The organism is Roseateles sp. L2-2 (assembly GCF_050613215.1).
In the GTDB taxonomy this organism is placed as follows: domain Bacteria; phylum Pseudomonadota; class Gammaproteobacteria; order Burkholderiales; family Burkholderiaceae_C; genus Roseateles; species Roseateles noduli.
Genome location: NZ_CP192509.1, coordinates 87,153 through 109,046, shown reverse-complemented (window position 1 = coordinate 109,046; position 21,894 = coordinate 87,153). Strand labels below are relative to the sequence as shown.

The window sequence follows — 21,894 nt, the reverse complement described above, 5'->3', positions numbered from 1 at the left end:
TCAGCGCTTCCCGTCCAGACCGTTGCGACGCAGGCTCCAGGCCTGCAGTCCGTTGATGCCCAGCAGCAGCAGGAACGAGAACACCAGCATCACGACCGCGATCGCGGTGGCGCCGACGTAGTCGTACTGCTCGAGCTTGGTGATGATCATCAGCGGGGTGATCTCGCTGACCATCGGCATGTTGCCGGCGATGAAGATGACCGAGCCGTACTCGCCGACCGCGCGCGCGAAGGCCAGCGCGAAGCCGGTCAGCAGCGCCGGCGTGAGCATCGGCAGCACCACCAGGCGGAAGGCCTGCCAGCGGTGCGCGCCCAGCGAGGCGGCGGCTTCCTCGAGCTCCGTATCCAGGTCCTCGAGCACCGGCTGCACCGTGCGCACCACGAAGGGCAGACCGATGAAGATCAGCGCGATCAGCACGCCCAGCGGCGTGAAGGCGACCTTGATGCCCAGCGGCTCCAGCCACTGGCCCATCCAGCCGTTGGGCGCGTAGAGGGCGGTCAGCGCGATGCCGGCCACGGCGGTGGGCAGCGCGAAGGGCAGGTCGATCAGCGCGTCCACCAGCTTCTTGCCGAAGAAGTCGTAGCGCACCAGCGACCAGGCCAGAATGAAGCCGAAGATCACGTTGATGAACGCGCCCAGCAGCGCCGCGCCGAAGCTCAGCCGGTACGAGGCCAGCACGCGCGGCGAGGTCGCCGCGGCCCAGAAGGCCTCGGCGCCGTGGCCGGCGGACTTCAGGAAGACCGCGCACAGCGGGATCAGCACCAGCAGCGAGAGATAGAAGAGCGTGAAGCCCAGCGTCGGTGCGAAGCCGGGCAGCACGCGGCGTCGCTTGCGGGCGGGCGCGGGGGCGGCCTGCGTCGCGGGGAGCACGGCGGTGTTCATCGTCGGGTCGGGAGCTCGGGGATCAGGAACGGGAGCGGACGATCAGCGGCGCGCGGCCATGATCTGGTCGTAGGTGCCGCCGTCGGCGAAGTGCGTCTTGCCGACCTTGGCCCAGCCGCCCAGCGTCTGGTCGACGGTGAACAGCTTGATCGGCGCATAGCGCTTCTCGTGCTTCTTGAAGATGGCGGCGTCGCGCGGACGGAAGTTGTTCTGCGCGATGATTTCCTGGCCTTCCGGCGTCCACAGGAAATCGAGGTAGGCCTTGGCCAGCGCGGCGGATCCGCGCTTGGCGGCGACCTTGTCGACCACCGCGACCGGCGCGTCGGCTTCGATCGAGATGCTGGGCGCGACGACTTCGAAGTTGCCCTTGCCGAACTCGTTCTCGATCAGCTCGGCTTCCGACTCGAAGGTCAGCAGCACGTCGCCGATGCCGCGTTGCGTGAAGGTGGTGGTCGCGCCGCGACCGCCGCCGTCCAGCACCGGCACGTTGGCCAGCACCTTGGAGACGAAGTCCCTGGCCTGCGCGTCCGTGCCGCCCTTGGCGATGACGCTGCCCCACGCGGCCAGGTAGCCGTAGCGGCCGTTGCCGGTCACCTTGGGGTTGGGGATGATCACCGAGATGCCGGGACGCGCCAGGTCGGCCCAGTCCTTGATGCCCTTCGGGTTGCCCTTGCGGACCAGGAACAGCATCGTCGAGCTGTAGGGCGCGGCGGCGTTCGGGAACTTGCTGCGCCAGTCGGCGCCGGTCAGGCCCTTCTCGGCCAGCGTGTCGACGTCGGTGGCCTGGTTCATCGTGACCACGTCGGCTTCCAGGCCGCCGATCACCGAACCGATCTGCTTGGACGAGCCGCCGTGCGACTGGTTCACCGTGATCGTCTGGCCGGTCTTGGCCTTGTACGAGGCGACGAAGGCCGGATTGATCTGCTTGTAGAGCTCGCGCGCCACGTCGTAGGAGACGTTGAGCAGCGTGGTCGGCTGGTCGGCCGCGGTCGCCAGCATCGACGAACCCAGCAGCGGCACCGCCGCGGCCAGCATCAGCGCCTGGCGGCGCGAAGCGGAGAACAGGGAGCGGGCGTTCTGGTGGGCGTGGTTCTGGGTCATGGCGGACAGGGCAAGCAGGCGTGGGCCGGCGACGTTGAAGGTCGGGCTGCGAAGCTTGCCAAACAGTCCTTATTCCAGGAACGATTGTTTGGGCATTTGCTTATCTCGCATAACGCATATGCAAGCAGCGCAGAAGGCCGGGACGGATGAAAAGCGCCAGGACCGCGATCGGACACCGCCGGAAGCGCCTCCCCCAAGACCCCGAGGGCGGCCCCCGGTCGCGACCTGGGCTCTCACCATGCCTTCCCGGCGGCCGTACTGCCGCCGCCGGCGGGGGCGACATGGGCGCGCCCCGTGGAACGGAGTCTGGGCGCGCGCGGCGAGTCTCGCCAATGCGCATTGGGCGCAAGCTGCTGCGGGACCGTCATATGCCGGAGGAGGCAAGGCCTGACGCTATCGGCCGCCGTGTCGTTCCCCTGGGGAACTGCGGTCGTTCCCCCTCAAGGGCGACCCGGGTGGCGTCCTGTGGACAACTCGGATAGTCTGGTGCCTCGAAGGCGCGGCGGCAGTGTGGCCGCGCAGGGAGAGAACAACATCGGAAGAGCGAGGAACCGCCTCCATGATGAATGCCCCGATTCCCGACAACGAAGCCGACCGGATCCAGGCGCTGCGCGAGTTGCTGATCCTGGACACGCCGCCCGAGGAACGCTTCGATCGCATCGTCGAGTTCGCCGCCGAGGAATTCGGCGTGCCGATCGCGTTGATCAGCCTGGTGGACGACAACCGCCAGTGGTTCAAGGCGCGCTTCGGCCTGGCGGTCTGCGAGACCGACCGCAAGAGCAGCTTCTGCGGCCACGCGATCCACGTCTCCGAAGTGATGGTGGTGGAGGACGCGACGCTGGATCCGCGCTTCGCGGACAACCCCATGGTGCTGGGCGATCCGAAGATCCGCTTCTATGCGGGCGCGCCGCTGGAGATCCGCCCGGGGGTGCGCATCGGCACCTTGTGCCTGATCGACCGGCGACGACGCACGCTGGACCCGACCGACCTGGCCATCCTGATGAGCCTGCGGGATCTCGCGGTCTCGGAGCTGCAGGGCCAGACCGTCGAGGAGGGTCAGTGATGCCGGGCACGCAACGACACCTGCTGCTGGTCGATCCGCATTCGCTGTTCCGGCGCACCGTCGCGATGGTGGCGCGTCAGCTGAACATCGCGGAGGTCCATGAAGCGAGCAGCCTGGAAGCCGCCCACAAGCTGCTCGAAAGCCAGCCGATGGACGGTCTGCTGCTGGACATCGGTCAGGGACTGGATGCGCTGGCGCTGCTGCAGAGCGTGCGCGCCGGCGCGCTGCGCTGCGCGGCGGGCACGCCGGTCGCGCTGACCGCGGAAGCCTGCGACCTGTCCACCGCGCAGCTCTACAAGGAGCTCGATGTGCGGCGGATCATGCTCAAGCCGTTCAAGGTGAAGACGGCGCTGGAAGTGATCCAGGACCTGGCGAAGCCGGCTGCGCCTCCCGGCGCGCCGCATTAGCAGTACTTCCGCCGCCGCTGGCCCTCACCCCTGCCCTCTCCCGCAAGCGGGAGAGGGAGCAAGACGGTCAGCTCGGTGCATTCTCACTCCCTCTCCCGCTTGCGGGAGAGGGCGGGGGTGAGGGCCAGCAGACTCGGCAGTCAGCGGCTCACTCCACCCAATGCTGGGCCACCCACGGCGGCGGCAGCACGAAGCTGCGCAGGTGGCGCCAGCGGTGCTTGACGCCGCCGGCAAACGCGGCGCGGAAGTGATCCCACGGCTTCTCGTGCGGCGGGTCCTGCGTGTTCCAGCGACCCAGCAGCACGTCGGCCGGATTCGGTCCGCCCGGGAAGGTCACGATGCGCGCGCCCGCGGGCAGGCGGGCCGGCTTGAAGTAGCGCAGCGGGAACGGCGGCAGGCAGTGCAGGCGGAAGTGCCGCGTCCACAGGTGCGGCCAGAACTTGATGCCGCCCGGCACCGATGCCGTCACCCAGTGCTGCTCGAAGCCGTGCTTGTCCGCGACCGCCTGCGGGTTGGCGCGGAAGTTCTCGATGATGTGCGGGTACTTGCCGACCGGGAAGCGGAACACCGAGGTCTGACCCAGGCGCTGCATCGGCTTGGCCCAGTTGCGGGCCAGGATCACGTCGTCCGGGTGGCCGTGGCTGAAGTAGCCGTCGATGTTGTCGACGATCACCGAGTCCAGGTCGACGAACAGCACCGGGCCCTTCAGGCCGGTCTTCTCGCCCATGTCGGCGCTCCACATCACCAGCTTGCGCCACTTGCCCAGCGACTTCTTGGGCCATTCGCAGCCCAGCTCGGGCAGGTCGTAGGCGTCGACCTCGGGGCGCAGGCCTTCCGCGTTGTCGGTCAGGCAGACCAGGCGGAACTCGCCGGTGATGTGCCGGCGCAGCATGCCGTACAGGCGGTTGACGTACTCAGGGCCGTAGGCGGTTCCCCACTTGACGCAGATGACTTGTTTCATGGGGTTCCCCACCTCTGGTTGTTATCCCTCTTGTTCGGGGAAGAACATCACTATACGCATGCAGTTGTAAACGAATTGCAAACGGGTTATTGCGCGTGGTGACGCCTGGCATCTAGGGATTGCCTCGTCCTCGCCCATTGGGGTGGTCCCCGGACCACGCGCGTCCCGGGCATCCGATATTCGGTTTCCGCGCTTGGACATGCCGTCAGCTTCGTTCCGGCGAGGAAGACGGATGCCTAGAGTCGGCGACCATGACAGCCCTCGCCCCGCCCCTTCCCGCTGCTGTTCCGGCGCCCGCGTCCGCCGCCGCGGCCTTCGCCGATGCGCCGTCACAGCACTTCGAGATCAACGCCTTCGATGAGCCGCTAGGCGCCGAAGTCGTGGGGCTGGACCTGACGCAGCCGCTGAACGACGCCGACTTCGCCCGCCTTCACCGCGCGCATCTGGACCACCACGTGCTGGTGTTCCGCGACCAGCGCATCACGCCGGCGCAGCACATCGCCTTCAGCCGCCGCTGGGGACCGCTGCAGATCCACGTGCTGCGCAACTTCCAGCTGGCCGGCCATCCGGAGATCCTGCAGGTGTCCAACGTGCGCGATGCGCAGGGGCAACCCGTCGGGCTGGGCGATGCCGGGCAGTACTGGCACTCGGACCTGTCGTACAAGGAGCGCCCCAGCCTGGGGTCGCTGCTGCACGCGCAGGAGCTGCCGGCCGAAGGCGGCGACACGCTGTTCGCCAACCAGCATCACGCGTATGACGGGCTGCCGCTGGCGCTGAAGACGGCGATCGCCGGCAAGCGCGCCGAGCACAGCTACCTCGCGAAGTACGAAGAGCTGCGCGCACGCAACCCGTGGCGGCCGAAGCTCACGCCCGAGCAGATCGCCGAAGTGAAGCCGGCCTCGCAGCCGATCGTGCGCACGCATCCGGAGACGGGTCGTCGCGCGCTCTTCGTGAGCGAGCACTTCACGACGCGCGTCCTCGACGTGTCTGAGGACGAAAGCCGCGACCTGCTCGACCAGCTCTTCGAGCACAGCAGCCGCAAGAGCATCGTGTATCGCCATCAGTGGCTGCCTCATGACCTCGTGTTCTGGGACAACCGTTCGCTGCTGCATCTGGCGACGGGCTGCCCCGACCACCTGCGTCGACATCTCTACCGCACCACCATCGAAGGCGACATCCCCGCATGACACTCCACCGCCCCGCTCTCCTGAAATCCCTGCTCACGGGCGCGCTGGCGGCCGGGTTGACGATGTCGTCGCTCTCCGCGCATGCGGAAGGCAAGATCCGCATCGCCGAGCAGTTCGGCATCGTCTACCTGCTGTTGAACGTCGCGCAGGACCAGCAGCTGATCGAGAAACACGGCAAGGCCGCGGGCGTCGACATCCAGGTCGAGCGCGTGCAGCTCTCCGGCGGCCCGGCCATCAACGAGGCGCTGCTGTCCGGCAGCATCGACATCGCCGGCGCGGGCGTCGGTCCGCTGCTGACGCTGTGGGACAAGACGCAGGGCAGGCAGAACGTGCGCGGCATCGCGTCGCTGGGCAACTTCCCGTACTACCTGACCAGCAGCAACCCCGCCGTCAAGACCATCGACGACTTCGGCGACAAGGACCGCATCGCGCTGCCGGCGGTGGGCGTGTCGGTGCAGTCGCGCATCCTGCAGCTGGCCTCGGCCAAGCGCTGGGGCGATGCGCAGTTCAACAAGCTGGACCGGCTGCAGGTCGCGTTGCCGCATCCGGAAGCGACGGCCGCGCTGATCAAGGGCGGCACCGAGATCAACGCGCACTTCGGCAACCCGCCGTTCCAGGAGCAGGGCCTGGCGGGGAACCCGAACGTCCACATCGTGCTGAACAGCTACGAGGTGCTGGGCGGCCCGGCGTCGGCGACGGTGCTGTACACGACGGAGAAGTTCCGGCGCGACAACCCGAAGACCTACAAGGCCTTCATCGGCGCGCTGGCCGAGGCGGCGGACTTCATCTCGAAGAACCCGGAGCGCTCGGCCGACATCTACATCAAGAACGAGAACTCGAAGGTGCCGAAGGAGCTGCTGCTCAAGGTGATCAAGAACCCGGAAGTGCAGTTCAAGATCACGCCGCAGAACACCTTCGCGCTGGCGACCTTCATGCATCGCATCGGGGCGATCAAGAACAAGCCGGCGTCGGCGAAGGATTACTTCTTCGACGACCCGCACAACGCGGCCGGCAGCTGAGCATGAGCGCGGTGCTGGAGCAGCTCGACGCGGTGCCTGCCTTCGGGGCGTGCGACGCTTGCGACGCGGGCAGAGGCGAGGCGGGCGCGCTCCCGCAGGAGCGGCAAGCGCGCTTGCGGGTCGACGGCGTCAGCCTCGACTACAAGAGCGATCGCGGGGTGGTCCGCGCGACGCATCGCGTCGGCTTCGACGTGCTGCCGTCGGAGCGCTTCGTGCTGCTGGGCGCCTCGGGTTGCGGGAAGTCCTCGCTGCTGAAGGCGGTCGGCGGTTTCGTCACGCCGGCGGAAGGACACATTCTTGTCGACGGCCAGCCGGTGAACGGACCGGGACCGGACCGCATCGCGGTGTTCCAGGAATTCGACCAGCTGCCGCCGTGGAAGACGGTGCTGGAGAACGTGGCGTTCCCGCTGGTCGCGTCGGGCACCGCGTCGCGCAAGCAGGCGCTGGAGCGGGCGCGCGACTGGCTGTCGCGCGTGGGGCTGAGCGACTTCGCATCGGCGTATCCGCATCAGCTGTCCGGCGGGATGAAGCAGCGCGTCGCGATCGCGCGCGCGCTGGCGATGAAGCCGCGCGTGCTGCTGATGGACGAGCCGTTCGCGGCGCTCGACGCGCTGACGCGCCGGCGCATGCAGGACGAGCTGCTCGCGCTGTGGGAGCAGGAGCGCTTCACGCTGCTCTTCGTGACCCATTCGATCGAGGAAGCGCTGATCGTGGGGCATCGGGTGCTGGTGCTGTCGCCGCATCCGGGACGGGTGCGGGCAGAGCTGAACGCGCAAGGCCTGACACCGGCGCAGCGCGCCGCGCAGGCGCAGCGCATCGAGCACCTGCTCTTCGGCGATGAGCCGATCGCGGAGTCGACGGCTTCGGCTGCGGCGACTGCCGCCGCCACTGCGGCCACCCCGACGGCTGCCTCTGCCGCTGTGGCCCTGAACTGAGGATTCGCCGATGACCGTCACCGTGCTGCCGACGCAGCGGCCGCTCGATCCGCCCCTGCGCGCCGAGCGCGAGGAAACGCTCGCCGACTACGTGCCCGTGCCGGTGGCATCGACGCCGCTCTGGCGTCGTGCGCTGGATTCGAGCGCGTGGCGTCAGGCCGCGTTGCTGGCGCTGCTGGCCACGCTCTGGGAAGTCGCTGCGCGCGCGGCGGACAACGATCTGCTGTTCCCCTCGTTCATCTCCGCGGCGCGGGCGCTGTGGGAAGGCTTGTACGGCGGCGAACTGCTGGTGCGGGCGGGGATCTCGCTGAAGCTGCTGCTGCAGGGCTATGCCTTGGGTGTGGTGCTCGCGCTCGGACTGACCGCGCTGGCGACCTCGTCGCGCTGGGGTCGGGACTTGCTGTCCAGCCTGACGGCGATGTTCAACCCGCTGCCGGCGATCGCCTTGCTGCCGCTGGCGCTGCTGTGGTTCGGATTGGGTTCGGGGAGTCTGATCTTCGTGCTCGTGCACGCGGTGCTGTGGCCGCTGGCCTTGGCGGCATCGGCGGGTTTCTCGTCCGTGCCGGAGACGCTGCGCATGGCGGGCCGAAACTACGGACTCACGGGACCGCGCTACGTCGCGCAGATCCTGCTGCCGGCGGCGCTGCCGTCGATCCTGTCAGGGCTGCGCGTCGGTTGGGCCTTCGCATGGCGGACGCTGATCGCCGCCGAGCTGTTCTTCGGCGCTTCCTCCGGCCAGGGCGGTCTGGGCTGGTACATCTTCCAGAACCGCAACGAACTGCAGACTGACCGGGTCTTCGCAGGCCTGGCCTTGGTCATCCTGATCGGATGGCTCGTCGAACGCCTCGTCTTCAGCACCATCGAGAAGGCGACGGTCACGCGCTGGGGCATGCAGCGGTGAGTTCACGCTGATTCGTCCGGGCGACGGCGAGGAACATCGGGGAGATCGGGAGCGGTTCCCCCCATGCCGGCAAGCCTGAACTGAGCTTGGCGGGCGATGAATGCGCGGAGTGCCGCATTGATGAGATCGCGCTCCTCGACGGGCTGGTCGGCGACGGCGAGGGCGCGTTGGTAGAGAGCTTGATCGATCACGGTCTTCCTTTGCGGGATTTGCTTCGAGGTGTTGTCACCGAAACCGTTCCAGTGACTCGACACACACCTCGAATCGCGAAGTTGCTAGGTTGATCCCATCGCCCTCTTCCGTCACTGACTGGTTCTTGTGTTCCTTGCCAGCGTGCTCACTGGATTCCGTAGTACCCATCGCATGAATGCGTAGAAGCGGTCGACCGTCGAGGGTACGGTGACGGGTGTAGCGCGCTGGCGGCTGCTTCTCCGCTCCACCGCGTGCGCGAGGCGCGACAGCCCGAAGCACATCACGAAGTAGCACCCGGCCAAGGTGCCGTAGACCGCGACCGGCTGCACCAGCACCTGCGCGTTCACCTGGCCGGCAATGAAGGACAGCTCCGACAGCCCGATGATCGTGCCCAGCGAGGTCTCCTTGATCGTCGAGGCGAACTGGTTGACCAGCGAGGGCAGCATGTGGCGCAGCGCCTGCGGCAGCAGCACCAGCCGCAAGGACTGACCCCGCGACATGCCCAGCGCCTCGGCGGCCAGGCGCTGTCCCGAGGGCAACGACTGCAGGCCGGCGCGCACGATCTCGGCCAGGTAGGCGGCGTCGAAGATCACCAGCGCCGCCAGCATCGTGTTGAACTGGTCCGTCTTGTGGCCGGTCACCGCCGGCAGGAAGAAGTAGGCCCAGAACACCACCATCAGCAGCGGCGTGCCGCGCACGACGTAAACCAGCGCGGTCACCGGCCAGCGCAGCCAGGCGCGCCGGCTCACGCGCGCGACACCGAGCAGCACGCCCAGCGGCAAGGCCAGCAGCAGCCCCAGCGCCGCCAGCACGACCGTCAGCGCCAGTCCGCCCAGCGGTCCGTTCGGGTACTGCCCCACCAGCACGTAGAGCCAGTAGGTGTCGATCATTTCGGCGATGCTCATCGCGATGCGCTCCTGGTGCTCCTGGTCATCACGACCGCCTCAATGGCCGGACGGCCGCACCGGATACCGCCGCTGGTACAGCACGCCCGCGCCGGTGATCAGCATCGACACGCCCAGGTAGGTCGCCGTCGCCATCGCGAAGGTCTCGAAGCCGCGGAAGGTCGCGGACTCCACGCGCTGCGCCTGGTACATCAGCTCCGCGGCGCCGACCACCGTCGCGATGCTGGTGTTCTTCCAGAGATTCAAGGTCTGCGAGATCAAGGGCGGAACCGTCGCCCGCAGCGCCTGCGGCAGCACGACCCATCGCACCGAGCCGGCGAAGCGCAGGCCCATCGACTTCGCCGCTTCCCATTGCCCCGGCGGCACCGACCGCAGCCCGGAGCGCACGTCCTCCGCCATGAACGCCGCCGTGTAGACCACCAGCGCGGCCAGCGCCGCCGCCGCCTCGACGTTGCCGGCGTAGAGCCAGGCCTTGACGCCATCGGGCAGCAGCTCCGGCACTGCGAAATACCAGAACAGCATGTGCGCCAGCAGCGGCACGTTGCGCACCGCTTCGACGTAGGTCCACGCCAGTGCGCGCAGCGGCGGGAACGGTGCCAGCCGCGCCAGTGCGATCAGCGCGCCCAGCGGCAGCGCGATCACCAGCGCGAGCACCGTCAGCGTCAGCGACAGCCGCACGCCGGCCAGCAGCCAGTCGAGGAACTGCCCTTGCAGCAGTACCGAGAAATCGAGATGAGGCATGGAATCGACGCTTCCCGCAATAAACAACGCCCCGGACTAAGCCGGGGCGTGCTCGCATCGGATGACAAGGTAGATCAGTTCATCTGGGTCGTGCTCAGCCCTCCACTTGGTCGCTATCGATCTTGAAACTGCGCGTCTGGAACTTCAGACGCGTAGACGGTCCGTACCACTTGTTGAAGAGCTGCTCGGCGGTGCCGTCGGCCTCGAGCTCGCGCAGCGCGCCGTCCACCTGCGCCTTCAATTTGGTCTCGCCCTTGCGCAGGCCCAGCGCCAGCGGTTCCACGCTGAGGTTGGCCGACAGGATCTCGTACTGCGACGCGGCCGGACCGAGCTTGGCGTACTGGTCGAGCAGCGACACCTCGTCGTTGACGAACGCCACGCCCTTGCCCTGCTGCAGCGCCTGGAAGGCCTGCGGACCGGTGTCGAAGGTGACCACGTCCACCGACGGCACGGCCTTGCGGACGTTGGGCTCCTGCGTGCCGCCCTTGATGGTCACGACCTTCTTGCCGGCCAGCTGGTTCAGCGCCTTGATGCCGCTGTCCTTCTTGACCAGCACCTTCTGGCCTGTGACGAAGGTGGTCAGCGAGAAGTCGATCACCGCCTCGCGTTCCTTGTTGTGCGTGAGGCTCGCGGCCAGCACGTCCACGTGGCCCTGCTGCAGCTCGGGGATGCGCGCGGCGACCGCCAGCTGCTTCAGGCGCAGCTTCACGCCGAGCTTCTGCGCCACCGCCTTCGCCAGGTCGACCTCGTAGCCGACGATCTCGCGCGTCTTCGGATCGATGAAGCTGTTGGGCTCGTCGGTGCCGAGCACGCCCACCACGAGCTCGCCCTTCTTCCTGATGTCGTCCAGCTGGTCCGCGTGGGCGATGCCCAGCATGGCGGCCGAGGTGGCGATCACGAGCACGGCGCGGCGGGTCACGTTCAAGGTCATGGCGTCGGAGTCCTTCTTTTGAAGTCGGTGGAGCGCTGGGAGCGCTGCTTCACGATGGACATCAGCTTAGGAACGCCGGCCTTCACGCGGAACGAACGGTTGGGCATATGCATGCGCGGCTTTCGCACGTCCCGTTCTGCGTCCCCTTCGTCGACGCGGTCTCGCGCTTGCGGCATGCTCAGGCCATGAGCCTCCTCCACGACCGCGTGCCCGTCATCGACATCTCGGGCCTGCACGATCCGGCGAGTGCCGATCCGGCCTCGCCCGGCGGTCATCGCGCGGCCCTCCAGATCGGCGAGGCCTGTCGCGAGCACGGCTTCTTCTATGTGAGCCACCACGGCGTCGACCCCGCGTTGATCGACAGGCTCGACCGGCTGGCGCGCGTGTTCTTCGCGCTGCCCGAGGAACAGAAGCAACGCTGGCCGATGACCGACGGCGGTCGCGCCTGGCGCGGCTACTTCAGCGCCGGCGGCGAGCTGACCTCGGGACGGCCGGACTGGAAGGAAGGGCTGTACCTCGGCGCGGAGCTCCCGCCGGAAGATCCGCGCGTGCTGGCCGGCATGCCGCTGCACGGCGCCAACCTCTGGCCGGACGTGCCGGGATTGAGGGACACGGTGCTGGACTACCTCGCCGCCGTGACCGCCGTCGGCCAGCGCGTGCTGGGCGGCATCGCGCTCAGCCTCGATCTGCCGCCGGCCTACTTCCTGACGCACGCCACCGCGGATCCGCTGGTGCTGCTGCGGCTTTTCAACTATCCCGTCGTGCCGGACGAGGCCGCCGTCGACGCGCCCTGGGGTGTCGGCGAGCACACCGACTACGGCCTGCTCACGCTGCTCTACCAGGACGACAGCGGCGGCCTCGAAGTCCACGGCCGTCGCGGCTGGATCGAGGCGCCGCCTATGCCCGGCACCTTCGTCAGCAACATCGGCGACATGCTGGACCGCATGACCGCCGGGCTCTACCGCAGCACGCCGCATCGCGTGAAGCTCAACCGCGGCACGCACGACCGGCTGTCGGTGCCGCTCTTCCTCGATCCGTCCTTCACCAGCCGCGTCCAGCCGATCCCCGGCCTGCCGCCGGCCGAGGACGACAGCGCGTCGCGCTGGGACGCCAGCAACCTCCACGTCTTCGCCGGCACCTACGGCGAGTACCTGATGGGCAAGGTCGGCAAGGTGTTCCCGGAACTCGGCGCGTCGGTGCTGCCGTGAGGACGGTGGTCGCTCATGCCATCCGCGGATAAGCTGCTGCGACAACCGCGCTTGGAGGCCATTGCTTCCAGCGGATAACCTACGCGGTTTGCCCGCGCCCGGTACCACCCCCGCCGGACGCGTCGCCCGACCATCCCACCAGGATCACAAGGAGCGCCCATGAGTGCCAAGGAGACCTCTTCCACCCCCGAGCAGCAACGCGCCGGACGTCCCGTCGAGCGCCCCGCCGTGCTGGACCTCATCGGCAACACGCCGCTGGTGCCCGTGCACCGGCTCGACACCGGCCCCTGCCAGCTCTTCCTGAAGCTTGAATCGCAGAACCCCGGCGGCTCGATCAAGGACCGCATCGGCCTGTCGATGATCGAGGCCGCCGAACGCGACGGCCTGCTGCCGCCCGGCGGCACGGTCGTCGAGGCGACCGCCGGCAACACCGGGCTGGGGCTCGCGCTGGTCGCGCGGGCCAAGGGCTACCGCGTCGTGCTGGTCGTGCCGGACAAGATGTCCGCCGAGAAGGTGCTGCAGCTGAAGGCGCTGGGCGCCGAGGTCCACATCACGCGCTCCGACGTGGGCAAGGGCCATCCCGACTACTATCAGGACCGCGCCGCGCGCCTGGTCCAGGACATCCCCGGCGCCTGGTACGCCGACCAGTTCAACAACCCCAACAACCCGCTGGCCCACGAGACCACCACCGGTCCGGAGATCTGGCAGCAGGTCGGCCACCGCATCGACGCGTTGGTCTGCGGCGTGGGCTCCGGCGGCACCATCACCGGCCTGTCGCGTTTCTTCGCCAAGGTGCGTCCGGGGCTGGACGTGGTGCTCGCCGATCCGGCGGGCTCCATCCTCAAGGACTTCATCGAGACCGGCAGCTTCGGCGAGGCCGGCTCCTGGGCCGTCGAAGGCATCGGCGAGGACTTCATCCCGCCCATCGCCGACCTGAGCGGCGTGCGCCACGCCTACTCGATCACCGACGAGGAAAGCTTCGCCACCGCGCGCGACCTGTACCGCGCCGAAGGCATCCTGGCCGGCTCCTCGACCGGCACGCTGCTGGCCGCGGCGCTGAAGTACTGCCGCGCGCAGACCACGCCCAAGCGCGTCGTCACGCTGGTCTGCGACACCGGCACCCGCTATCTGTCCAAGGTCTACAACGACCCGTGGATGTTCGACCAGGGCCTGCTCAAGCGCGCCACCAAGGGCGACCTGCGCGACCTGATCGCGCGCCTGCCCGAGGACGGCGCCGTCATCAGCGTCAGCCCCGAGGACACCCTCGCCACGGCCTTCTCGCGCATGCGCCAGGCCGAGGTCTCGCAGCTGCCGGTGCTCAAGGACGGCAAGCTCGTCGGCCTGCTCGACGAGTCCGACCTGCTCGCCCAGATGCACATGGACGCGCGCCACTTCAAGGACAGCGTGGACAGCGCGATGAGTCATGATGTGCAGACCCTGCCTCCCGGCGCGCCGCTGTCCGACCTGATCGCGCAGCTGCGCAAGGGCCTGGTGGCCGTGATCGCGGACGATCACGCCTTCCACGGCCTCGTCACCCGTTTCGATCTCTTGAACCACCTGCGAAAGGGCTTGTCATGAGCCACAACGACAAAGACAACCAGGGCCACGCGCCTTTGCACGGCGCCGACCTGCGCTTCGACACGCGCGCCATCCACGGCGGCCAGCATCCCGATCCGACGACCGGCGCGGTGATGCCGCCGATCTACGCCACCTCGACCTACCGCCAGCAGAGCCCCGGCGTGCACCAGGGCTACGAGTACGGCCGCACGCACAACCCGACCCGCCAGGCCTACGAGCGCGCGATCGCCAGCCTGGAAGGCGGCGTGCAGGGCTACGCCTTCTCGTCGGGCCTGGCCGCGATGGCCACGATCCTGGACACGCTGGACGCCGGCTCGCACATCGTCGCGGGCGACGACCTCTACGGCGGCAGCTACCGCCTGTTCGAGCGCGTGCGCAAGCGCAGCGCCGGCCTGCAGGTCACCTACGTCGACAGCAGCAAGCCGGAGAACGTCCGCGCCGCGCTGCGTCCCGAGACCAAGATGATCTGGATCGAGACGCCCAGCAACCCGCTGCTCACGCTGACCGACCTGGCCGCCGTCGCGAAGATCGCGCGCGAGCACGGCGCGCTGGCCATCGCGGACAACACCTTCGCCAGCCCCTGGTCGCAGCGTCCGCTGGAACTGGGCTTCGACGCGGTGATGCACTCCGCCACCAAGTACCTGAACGGCCACAGCGACGTGATCTCGGGCGTGGTGGTGGTCGGCGGCGAGCAGCGCCAGGCCGCGCTGCGCGAGCAGCTCGAGTTCCTGCACAACGCCGTCGGCTCGGTCGCCGGCCCGTTCGACAGCTTCCTCGCGTTGCGCGGGCTGAAGACGCTGGCGCTGCGCATGGCGCGCCACAACGAGAGCGCGCTGGAACTCGCCGGCTGGCTGGAAGCCCAGCCCAAGGTGCGCCGCGTCTACTACCCGGGCCTGGAGAGCCATCCGCAGCTCGCGCTGGCCAAGCGCCAGATGCGCGGCGGCGGCGGGATGATCAGCATCCAGCTCGACACCGACCTGGCCGGCGCCCGCCGCTTCCTGGAACGCGTCCAGATCTTCTCGCTGGCGGAAAGCCTGGGCGGCGTCGAGAGCCTGATCTCGCTGCCCGCGCTGATGACGCACGCGTCGATCCCGGTCGAGACGCGCAACCGGCTCGGCATCACCGATTCGCTGGTGCGGATCTCCGCCGGCATCGAGGACATCGAAGACCTGCGGGACGACCTGAAGGCGGGTCTCGCCGCCATCTGAGGACGCCGCTCCGACGCGTCGTCCGCGACGCCCCCCCGAGCGATGCCTTGAACGCGCCCAGGCCGGGAGGCCTGAGGCGCGTTCTGCTTTTCCGAACTGCAATCCGCACAAGAAACGAAGTGCGGCGTGAAGAATGCGTGAAGATATGCGCGTCAAACGCGCGCTGAACCGACCCGGCAGGGGCATGGACTCCACCTGACCGGATCGACACGCTGTCGGAAAAACCTTCGCTTAGATTGTCTTAACTTCCGTTTAAGCGAAGTTCGTTATCATCCCGGTTCGTCTTTTTCGGAGGCCCCGCCATGTCCACCCTCAACTACCGTCACCTCCACTACTTCTGGGTCGTCGCCAAGGAGGGCGGCTTCGCCCGGGCGGCCGACCGCCTGGGCATGGCGGTGCAGACGATCAGCGCGCAGGTGCGGGAGCTGGAACGTTCGCTGGGCCACCAGCTGCTCAAGCCCGAAGGCCGCGGCCTGGTGCTGACCGAGGCCGGCCAGGCCGCGTTCGCGCGGGCGGAGGAGATCTTCCAGATCGGCCAGATGGTGCCCAACGAGGTTCACGAGGCCGCCACGCAGCGCGTCCAGCGCCTGTCGGTGGGCCTGTCCGACGGGCTGTCGAAGCTGGCCGCGCACGCGCTGCTCGCCCCGGTGCTGGACACCCCGCAGCTGCGCCTGGTCTGCCATGAGGGCGAGGTCGACCAGCTGATCGGCGAACTCGCGCTGCATCACCTGGACCTGGTGCTCACCGACCAGCCCGCCCCGGTCAATCCGACGCTGCGCATCACCAGCCAGCTGCTGGCGAGCACCACCGTCGACTGGTACGGCCCGGCCGAGCTGATCGAGCGTGCCCGTCGCGCGCCGAACAAGGGCTTCCCGTACGTGCTGGAGACTTTGCCGGTGCTGCTGCCGACCCGCCACGCCTCGCTGCGCTCGGGCCTGGAGCGCTGGTTCGAACAGCACCACATCCGCCCGCAGATCGTCGGCGAGTTCGAGGACAGCGCGCTGATGAGCGTCTTCGCCGCCCGCGGCCTGGGCGTGTTCCCGGTCAGCCGCCTGGGCGCGGACGACCTGTCGCTGATGGCCGGGCTGCACCTGCTGGGCCAGACCGAAGTGGTCGAAGACGTGCACGCGATCTACTCGCGCCGCGGTCAGAACCACCCCCTGGTCGCCAAGCTGCTGGAGCGCCGCGGCACCCCGATCAACCTGAACGAACTGGAGACGGAAATTGCTTCAGCAAAATGAGTTTTAAGCAGGTTTATTCGATGTGATGGTGGCGTTAAGGTCAGCCCCTCATGCGCGCGCGAGCGCGTTCCCCGTCCAACGGGTTCCACGACTTCCCCAGCTCCAGGAGAACTTCTCATGAGCGACTTCCAACGACAACCGGCGTCCCCCCAGAGCTGGACGCCCGCCACCGCCCACGGCGGCGATTCGGTCTTCACCCAGCGCGCCGACGTGGCGCGCGTGCTGCGCAACACCTACGCGCTGCTGTCGATGACGCTGCTGTTCAGCGCCGCCGTCGCGGCCGCCGCGGTGGCGTACCGGCTGCCCGCGCCGGGCATGATCATCACGCTGATCGGCTACTTCGGCCTGCTGTTCGCGATCCACAAGACGCAGAACAGCGCCGCCTCGGTGCCGCTGGTGTTCGCGCTGACCGGCTTCATGGGCTACACGCTGGGCCCCTTGCTCGGCGCGATCCTGAAGATGGCCGGCGGCGCCAGCATCATCGCCATGGCGATGGGCACCACCGGCGCGACCTTCCTGGTGCTGTCGGCCTACGTGCTGGCGACCAAGAAGGACTTCAGCTTCATGGGTGGCTTCCTGTTCGCCGGCATGATCATCGCGATCCTGGCGTCCCTGGCCAACCTGTTCTTCCAGCTGCCGATGCTGTCGGTGGTGGTCTCGGGCGTGGTGGCGCTGCTGTCGGCCGGCATGATCCTGTTCCACACCAGCATGATCGTGAACGGCGGCGAGCGGAACTACGTGATGGCCACGGTCAGCCTGTTCGTGTCGCTGTTCAACCTGTTCACCAGCCTGCTGAGCATCTTCGGCTTCGCCGGCTCCAGCGACGACTGAACGGACAGGTCCTGAACGATTGAGGCGAGACACGCGATGAAGACCTTCCTGTGGTCCGTGACCGGGCTGTTCGCGCTGATCTGGAGCGGACTGGCCTGGGCCACGGCGGGCCTGGTGCGCTGGACGGTGGAGGCCCTCTCCACCGGCCGCGCGGCCGAGCTCGGCAAGAGCGCGGTGGAGTTCAAGTTCCCCGCCTGGGTCGAGCCCTTCCTCGACACCGGCCTGCTCGAGGCTGTCCAAGGCACCGTGCAATGGCTGCTGGAGATGGCCGGCACCGGCGCCCCGATGGCGGGCACGGCGATCGGCTGGCTCGTGCCAGTGGTCTGGGTGACCTGGGCGTTCGGGTTGACGGTGCTGCTCGTGATCGCGCTGGTGCTCAATCACCTGATCAAGCGGCTGCCGAGCGCCGGGACGACCGGACCTCGCGCGGCGGCATTGCGCTGAATCAGGCCTTCGACACGAATGAAGAGGCGCCCCAGGGCGCCTCTTCTGTTTCAGGCGCCTGCGGGCAGTGCAACGACGAAGCGGTAGAGGCAGCACTCGTCCTCGTGGAGGGTGCGCACCTCGCGGACGATCTCCCCGGCCGCCCGGCTGCGGATCACCCCCGGCCAGAACTGCGCCGCCGGCGTGTTCGCCATCAGGTGGTAGACCTCCCAGCGCCCGGGGAAACGGGCCAGCACTTCCCCCGCCGCGAGCGCCGCCAGGCCGTGGCCGCGGTAGCCCCGCGCAAGGAAGAAGTAGCCCATGTTGTGGTCGGAGTCGGGCTGCTCGCACTCCCTGTCGACCACCGCGAAACCGGCGAGCTCGTCGCCGACCCAGATCAGGAACGGATGCACGTCGTCCTGCGCCCAGTAGGGCGCCTTGGGCCGCAGCTGGTATCGGCCCTCGTGCGCGAACGCCACCGGCGTCCACTCGCTCAGGTCGTAGTTGTAGAACTGCATGAGGTTCTCGATGCGCGGCAGATCGTCGGGCGCGGCGCGTTCGATCCTCAGGGCCGGACTGTCCGGCAGCGGGACCGGGATCGAGTCGTCGAAGTCGGAAGGTCTTGTCTCCATCGTCGCTTTCTTCTGTCGCTGTCTTGCGGCGCTCTTCAGGCGCTTGGGGGGAACGCGTCGTCGAACGGCGATCTCACGCCGGCGAGCGCGCGGATGCGGTCCATCCAGCCCAGCACCGCCAGCGTCTCCGCATGCGGCACCACGGGGCTCTCGATCTCGCCGGCGCGCGCGCAGCGCATGGCTTCGCGGATCTCGTTCTCGAAGCCGTTGATCTCGAACGGACGCTCGATCGTCTCGGGCGTGCCGCGCGCCGGCAGCCACTGGGCGCGTCGCGCTTCCCAGAAGGTCTCCGGCAGCACGATCGCGCCCGCGTCGCCGAGGATGTGCATCGTGTTCGGCGCGAAGGTGTCGATGGCGCACTGGAACTGCGAGGTCAGTCCGTCGCCGAAGTCCAGCGTCACCGCGAGACCCGCATCCACGCCGGTCGGCGCGAGCCGCGCCTTCACCGCCAGGTCCACCAGCGGCGGCACCTCGCCGAGCGCGTGCTGCAGCACCCAGCGCGTCGAGGTCAGGTTGTAGATGCCGACGTCCAGCAGCGCGCCGCCCGCCAGCGCGGGGCTGAAGATGCGGCTGTCGGGGTCGTAGGGCGCGGGGAAGCAGAAGCTCGACTGCATGCCGCGCAGCGTGCCGAGACGGCCCTCGCGCAGCCAGGCCGCGAGGTCCTGGTAGAGCGGCAGGAAGCGCGTCCACACGGCCTCCATCAGGAAGCTGCGATGGGTGCGCGAGGCCTCGACCAGGCGGCGACCCATCTCCTGGTTGGGCACCAGCGATTTCTCGCACAGCACGGCCTTGCCGGCCTGGAGCGCGGCGAGCACGTACTCGTAATGCTGGCCGTGCGGCGTCGCGACGTAGACGCCGTCGACGGCTGGATCGTCCATCACCGCGGCGGGGTCGGTGTGCGCGCGCACGACGGGTTCTCCGGGCCGGGACCAACGTTCGGCGAACGCGGACGCGCGCTGCGCATCGCGGCCGCAGACCGCGTGCAGGCGGCAGCCGTCGAGTTGCGAGACGGCTTCGGCGAAACGGTGCGCGATCGAGCCGGGGCCGATCACGGCCCAGTGGAAGGTGCGTTCAGACATGTGCGGCGATGCTAATCCGGCGGACCGGTCGCGGACCGGCGTCGACGCCGGATCGCGGGGCTCTCAGGGTTGTCCCGGGGCGGGTTCTCCACGGGGCGGACGGCGCCCATGGCCTTCGGTTTCGACGGGGCCATCGGCTAAGGTGGCGGCCTCGCACAACACGAACGCCCGTCCACAAGACGGGCCCGTCCCCCATGAGGATTCCTTTCGTCCTGGCCGCCACCGTGGCCTTCACCGCTACCGCGATCGCTCCTGTGACCGCACCCGTGATGGCGCAGACAGCCGCGCCCGCCGCGGAAGCGACCGCGGCCAGCGCGGCCGCCGTGTCGAACCCGCTGCTCGCCCCGAGCACGCTGCCGCTGCAGTACCCGCCCTTCGACAAGATCCGCGACGCCGACATCGGTCCCGCGATCGACCAGGGCATGGCCGAGCAGCTGGCCGAGGTCGCCGCGATCGCCGACAACCCGTCCGCGCCGACCTTCGACAACACCATCGTCGCGCTCGAACGCGGCGGCCGCACGCTGGGCAGAGCGACCACGCTGCTGATGAGCCTGACCGGCGCGGATGCCAACCCCGCGCGCCTGAAGCTGCAGGCCGACTACGCGACGAAGCTGGCCGCGCACCGCGACGCGATCCAGCTGAACCCGGTGCTGTTCGCGCGCATCGAGTCGCTGTACCAGCGCCGTGCGTCGCTCGGCCTGGGCGCGCAGGAGCAGCGCCTGATCGAGCGCCAGTACAACCAGTTCCTGCGCGCCGGCGCGAAGCTGGACGAGGACGGCAAGGCCCGCATGAAGGCCATCAACGCCGAGATGGCGCAGCTGGGCGCGCGCTTCAACCAGAACGTGCTGGCGGAAGTGAACGACTCGGCGGTGACCGTCGACAGCGTCGACGAGCTGAAGGGCCTGAGCGAAGAACAGATCTCCGCCGCCGCGGCCTCCGCGAAGGAACGCGGCCTGGACGGCAAGTACCTGATCGCGCTGCTGAACACGACCGGCCAGCCGGTGCTGTCGCAGCTGGAGAACCGTGCGCTGCGTCAGCGCATCTATGAAGCCTCGGTGGTGCGCGGCTCGCGCGGCAACGCCTACGACAACACCGCGCTGGTGTCGCGCGTGGTCACGTTGCGCGCCGAGCGGGCGAAGCTGCTCGGCTTCGCGACGCATGCCGACTTCGTGCTGAAGGACGAGACCGCCCGCAACCAGCAGGCGGTCAACGGCATGCTGCGCCAGCTGGCGCCGGCGGCCGTCGGCGCCGCGCGCCGCGAAGGCGCGGAGCTGCAGGCCATCATCGACCGCGAGCAGAAGGCGAAGAAGGCCCCGACCTTCCAGCTGGCGGCCTGGGACTGGAGCTTCTACAGCGAGAAGCTGCGGGCCGAGAAGTACGGCTTCGACGAGTCGCAGCTCAAGCCCTACCTCGAGATGAAGAACGTGCTGGAGAACGGCGTGTTCTACGCGGCCGGGCAGCTGTACGGCCTGAAGTTCAAGCAGCGCCACGACCTGCCGGTCTACCACCCGGACGTGCTGGTCTACGACGTGTTCAACGCCGACGGCTCGCAGCTGGCCATCTTCATCGCCGACATGTACGCGCGGCCGTCCAAGCGCGGTGGCGCGTGGATGAACGCCTACGTCGACCAGAGCGGGCTGATGAACCAGAAGCCGGTGGTGGCGAATCACCTCAACATCCCCAAGCCGGCGGACGGCAAGCCGACGCTGCTGACCTGGGACGAGGTGACGACGATGTTCCACGAGTTCGGACATGCGCTGCACGGCATGTTCTCGAACGTGAAGTACCCCAGCATGGCCGGCACCAAGGTGCCGCGCGACTTCGTCGAGTACCCCTCGCAGGTCAACGAGATGTGGGCGGACTGGCCGAGCGTGCTGGCGAACTACGCGAAGCACTACAAGACGGGCGAGCCGATGCCGCGCGCGCTGCTGGACAAGGTGCTGGCGGCCAAGCAGTTCAACCAGGGCTTCGCGACGACGGAGTACCTCAGCGCGGCGAGCCTGGACCAGCGCTGGCACCAGCTGCCGCTGGACCAGGTGCCCGCGGCCGACGGCGTGATGGCCTTCGAGGCCAAGGCGCTGCGCGAGGAAGGCTACGACTACGACGCGGTGCCGCCGCGCTACCGCACGCCCTACTTCAGCCACATCATGGGCGGCTACGCGGCGGGCTACTACGCGTACATCTGGTCTGAGGTGCTGGACGCCAACACGGTGCAGTGGTTCAAGGCCAACGGCGGTCTGAAGCGCGAGCTGGGCGATGCGTTCCGCGCGAAGCTGCTGTCGCAGGGCGGCAGCCAGGACGCGCTGACGCTGTTCCGCGGCGTCGTCGGCCATGAGCCGCAGATCCAGCCGCTGCTGGAGCGCCGCGGCCTGGTCATCGAGAAGACCCGCACGGCCGGCAAGCCGCAGGCCTCGACGCCCCAGTGACCGGAAAGAGACGACCCACCGGGAGGTGGGTCGTCGCTCATCG

At 68.5% G+C, this 21,894-nt stretch carries 22 protein-coding genes; 13 read left to right on the top strand and 9 right to left on the bottom strand.

Features of this window, described 5'->3' with window-relative positions:
* Positions 1-882, bottom strand: a complete 882-nt coding sequence (gene cysT, locus ACQZ13_RS00560; protein WP_431049356.1) for a sulfate ABC transporter permease subunit CysT — start codon at positions 880-882, stop codon at positions 1-3.
* A gap of 42 nt (positions 883-924) precedes the next feature.
* Positions 925-1,917 (bottom strand): sulfate ABC transporter substrate-binding protein, encoded by a 993-nt coding sequence (locus tag ACQZ13_RS00555; protein ID WP_431053426.1) that lies wholly within the window; start codon positions 1,915-1,917, stop codon positions 925-927.
* A gap of 625 nt (positions 1,918-2,542) precedes the next feature.
* Between ACQZ13_RS00555 and ACQZ13_RS00550 the strand changes: the two genes are divergently transcribed.
* Together ACQZ13_RS00550 and ACQZ13_RS00545 are read left to right on the top strand one after the other, a co-directional pair.
* Positions 2,543-3,046, top strand: coding sequence for a GAF domain-containing protein (locus ACQZ13_RS00550; RefSeq protein WP_431049355.1), 504 nt, complete (start codon positions 2,543-2,545; stop codon positions 3,044-3,046).
* Positions 3,046-3,453: a response regulator gene (locus ACQZ13_RS00545; protein WP_431049354.1), complete on the top strand. Its 408-nt coding sequence runs from the start codon at positions 3,046-3,048 to the stop codon at positions 3,451-3,453. Before ACQZ13_RS00550 ends, ACQZ13_RS00545 begins: the two co-directional genes overlap by 1 nt.
* Positions 3,454-3,601: 148 nt before the next feature.
* Here the strand turns inward: ACQZ13_RS00545 and ACQZ13_RS00540 are convergent, their stop codons facing one another.
* Positions 3,602-4,414, bottom strand: a complete 813-nt coding sequence (locus tag ACQZ13_RS00540) for a glycosyl transferase (RefSeq protein WP_431049353.1) — start codon at positions 4,412-4,414, stop codon at positions 3,602-3,604.
* 251 nt (positions 4,415-4,665) lie between these two features.
* Here ACQZ13_RS00540 and ACQZ13_RS00535 point away from each other — a divergent pair, with 251 nt between their 5' ends.
* From ACQZ13_RS00535 to ACQZ13_RS00520, 4 genes are read left to right on the top strand one after another with little or no spacing between them, the layout of a single operon-like run.
* Positions 4,666-5,601, top strand: a complete 936-nt coding sequence (locus ACQZ13_RS00535; RefSeq protein ID WP_431049352.1) for a TauD/TfdA dioxygenase family protein — start codon at positions 4,666-4,668, stop codon at positions 5,599-5,601.
* On the top strand, positions 5,598-6,620 hold the full coding sequence (locus tag ACQZ13_RS00530; protein WP_431049351.1) for an ABC transporter substrate-binding protein: 1,023 nt from the start codon (positions 5,598-5,600) through the stop codon (positions 6,618-6,620). Before ACQZ13_RS00535 ends, ACQZ13_RS00530 begins: the two co-directional genes overlap by 4 nt.
* Positions 6,621-6,622: 2 nt before the next feature.
* Positions 6,623-7,555: an ABC transporter ATP-binding protein gene (locus tag ACQZ13_RS00525; RefSeq protein ID WP_431049350.1), complete on the top strand. Its 933-nt coding sequence runs from the start codon at positions 6,623-6,625 to the stop codon at positions 7,553-7,555.
* A 10-nt stretch (positions 7,556-7,565) separates the two neighbouring features.
* Positions 7,566-8,456: an ABC transporter permease gene (locus ACQZ13_RS00520; protein WP_431049349.1), complete on the top strand. Its 891-nt coding sequence runs from the start codon at positions 7,566-7,568 to the stop codon at positions 8,454-8,456.
* 2 nt (positions 8,457-8,458) lie between these two features.
* Here the strand turns inward: ACQZ13_RS00520 and ACQZ13_RS00515 are convergent, their stop codons facing one another.
* The 4 genes from ACQZ13_RS00515 to ACQZ13_RS00500 all read right to left on the bottom strand — a co-directional run bounded on the left by ACQZ13_RS00515 (position 8,459) and on the right by ACQZ13_RS00500 (position 11,225).
* Positions 8,459-8,710 (bottom strand): type II toxin-antitoxin system VapB family antitoxin, encoded by a 252-nt coding sequence (locus ACQZ13_RS00515; protein WP_431049348.1) that lies wholly within the window; start codon positions 8,708-8,710, stop codon positions 8,459-8,461.
* Positions 8,711-8,758: 48 nt separating this feature from the next.
* Positions 8,759-9,553, bottom strand: coding sequence for an amino acid ABC transporter permease (locus ACQZ13_RS00510; RefSeq protein WP_088408075.1), 795 nt, complete (start codon positions 9,551-9,553; stop codon positions 8,759-8,761).
* A gap of 39 nt (positions 9,554-9,592) precedes the next feature.
* Complete coding sequence (locus tag ACQZ13_RS00505; RefSeq protein ID WP_431049347.1) at positions 9,593-10,294, bottom strand: amino acid ABC transporter permease; 702 nt, start codon at positions 10,292-10,294, stop codon at positions 9,593-9,595.
* Positions 10,295-10,388: 94 nt separating this feature from the next.
* A complete protein-coding gene (locus tag ACQZ13_RS00500) occupies positions 10,389-11,225 on the bottom strand; it encodes an ABC transporter substrate-binding protein (protein WP_431049346.1) in 837 nt (278 codons plus the stop codon).
* Between the two features lie 185 nt (positions 11,226-11,410).
* Here ACQZ13_RS00500 and ACQZ13_RS00495 point away from each other — a divergent pair, with 185 nt between their 5' ends.
* The 6 genes from ACQZ13_RS00495 (at position 11,411) to ACQZ13_RS00470 (ending at position 17,735) form a co-directional block, all read left to right on the top strand.
* Entirely contained in the window at positions 11,411-12,433 is a 1,023-nt protein-coding gene (locus ACQZ13_RS00495) for an isopenicillin N synthase family dioxygenase (RefSeq protein WP_431049345.1), read from the top strand.
* A gap of 159 nt (positions 12,434-12,592) precedes the next feature.
* Complete coding sequence (locus ACQZ13_RS00490; protein WP_431049344.1) at positions 12,593-14,011, top strand: pyridoxal-phosphate dependent enzyme; 1,419 nt, start codon at positions 12,593-12,595, stop codon at positions 14,009-14,011.
* Positions 14,008-15,219: a trans-sulfuration enzyme family protein gene (locus tag ACQZ13_RS00485; protein ID WP_431049343.1), complete on the top strand. Its 1,212-nt coding sequence runs from the start codon at positions 14,008-14,010 to the stop codon at positions 15,217-15,219. The genes ACQZ13_RS00490 and ACQZ13_RS00485 overlap by 4 nt, the downstream gene beginning before the upstream one ends.
* A gap of 302 nt (positions 15,220-15,521) precedes the next feature.
* Positions 15,522-16,460 carry a LysR family transcriptional regulator gene (locus ACQZ13_RS00480; RefSeq protein ID WP_067280298.1) on the top strand — a complete coding sequence of 313 codons (939 nt, stop codon included), beginning with the start codon at positions 15,522-15,524 and terminating at the stop codon, positions 16,458-16,460.
* 117 nt (positions 16,461-16,577) lie between these two features.
* The gene (locus ACQZ13_RS00475) at positions 16,578-17,291 is read left to right on the top strand and encodes a Bax inhibitor-1/YccA family protein (protein WP_431049342.1); all 714 of its coding nucleotides are present in this window, start codon (positions 16,578-16,580) and stop codon (positions 17,289-17,291) included.
* A gap of 36 nt (positions 17,292-17,327) precedes the next feature.
* Positions 17,328-17,735 (top strand): hypothetical protein, encoded by a 408-nt coding sequence (locus ACQZ13_RS00470; RefSeq protein ID WP_431049340.1) that lies wholly within the window; start codon positions 17,328-17,330, stop codon positions 17,733-17,735.
* Between the two features lie 50 nt (positions 17,736-17,785).
* Here the strand turns inward: ACQZ13_RS00470 and ACQZ13_RS00465 are convergent, their stop codons facing one another.
* A complete protein-coding gene (locus ACQZ13_RS00465; RefSeq protein WP_431049338.1) occupies positions 17,786-18,346 on the bottom strand; it encodes a GNAT family N-acetyltransferase in 561 nt (186 codons plus the stop codon).
* A gap of 35 nt (positions 18,347-18,381) precedes the next feature.
* Positions 18,382-19,425, bottom strand: coding sequence for a Gfo/Idh/MocA family protein (locus tag ACQZ13_RS00460; RefSeq protein WP_431049337.1), 1,044 nt, complete (start codon positions 19,423-19,425; stop codon positions 18,382-18,384).
* 194 nt (positions 19,426-19,619) lie between these two features.
* On the opposite strand from ACQZ13_RS00460, the gene ACQZ13_RS00455 reads away from it, so the two are divergent.
* Complete coding sequence (locus ACQZ13_RS00455; RefSeq protein WP_431049336.1) at positions 19,620-21,851, top strand: M3 family metallopeptidase; 2,232 nt, start codon at positions 19,620-19,622, stop codon at positions 21,849-21,851.
* The last annotated feature ends 43 nt before the right edge of the window (positions 21,852-21,894 follow it).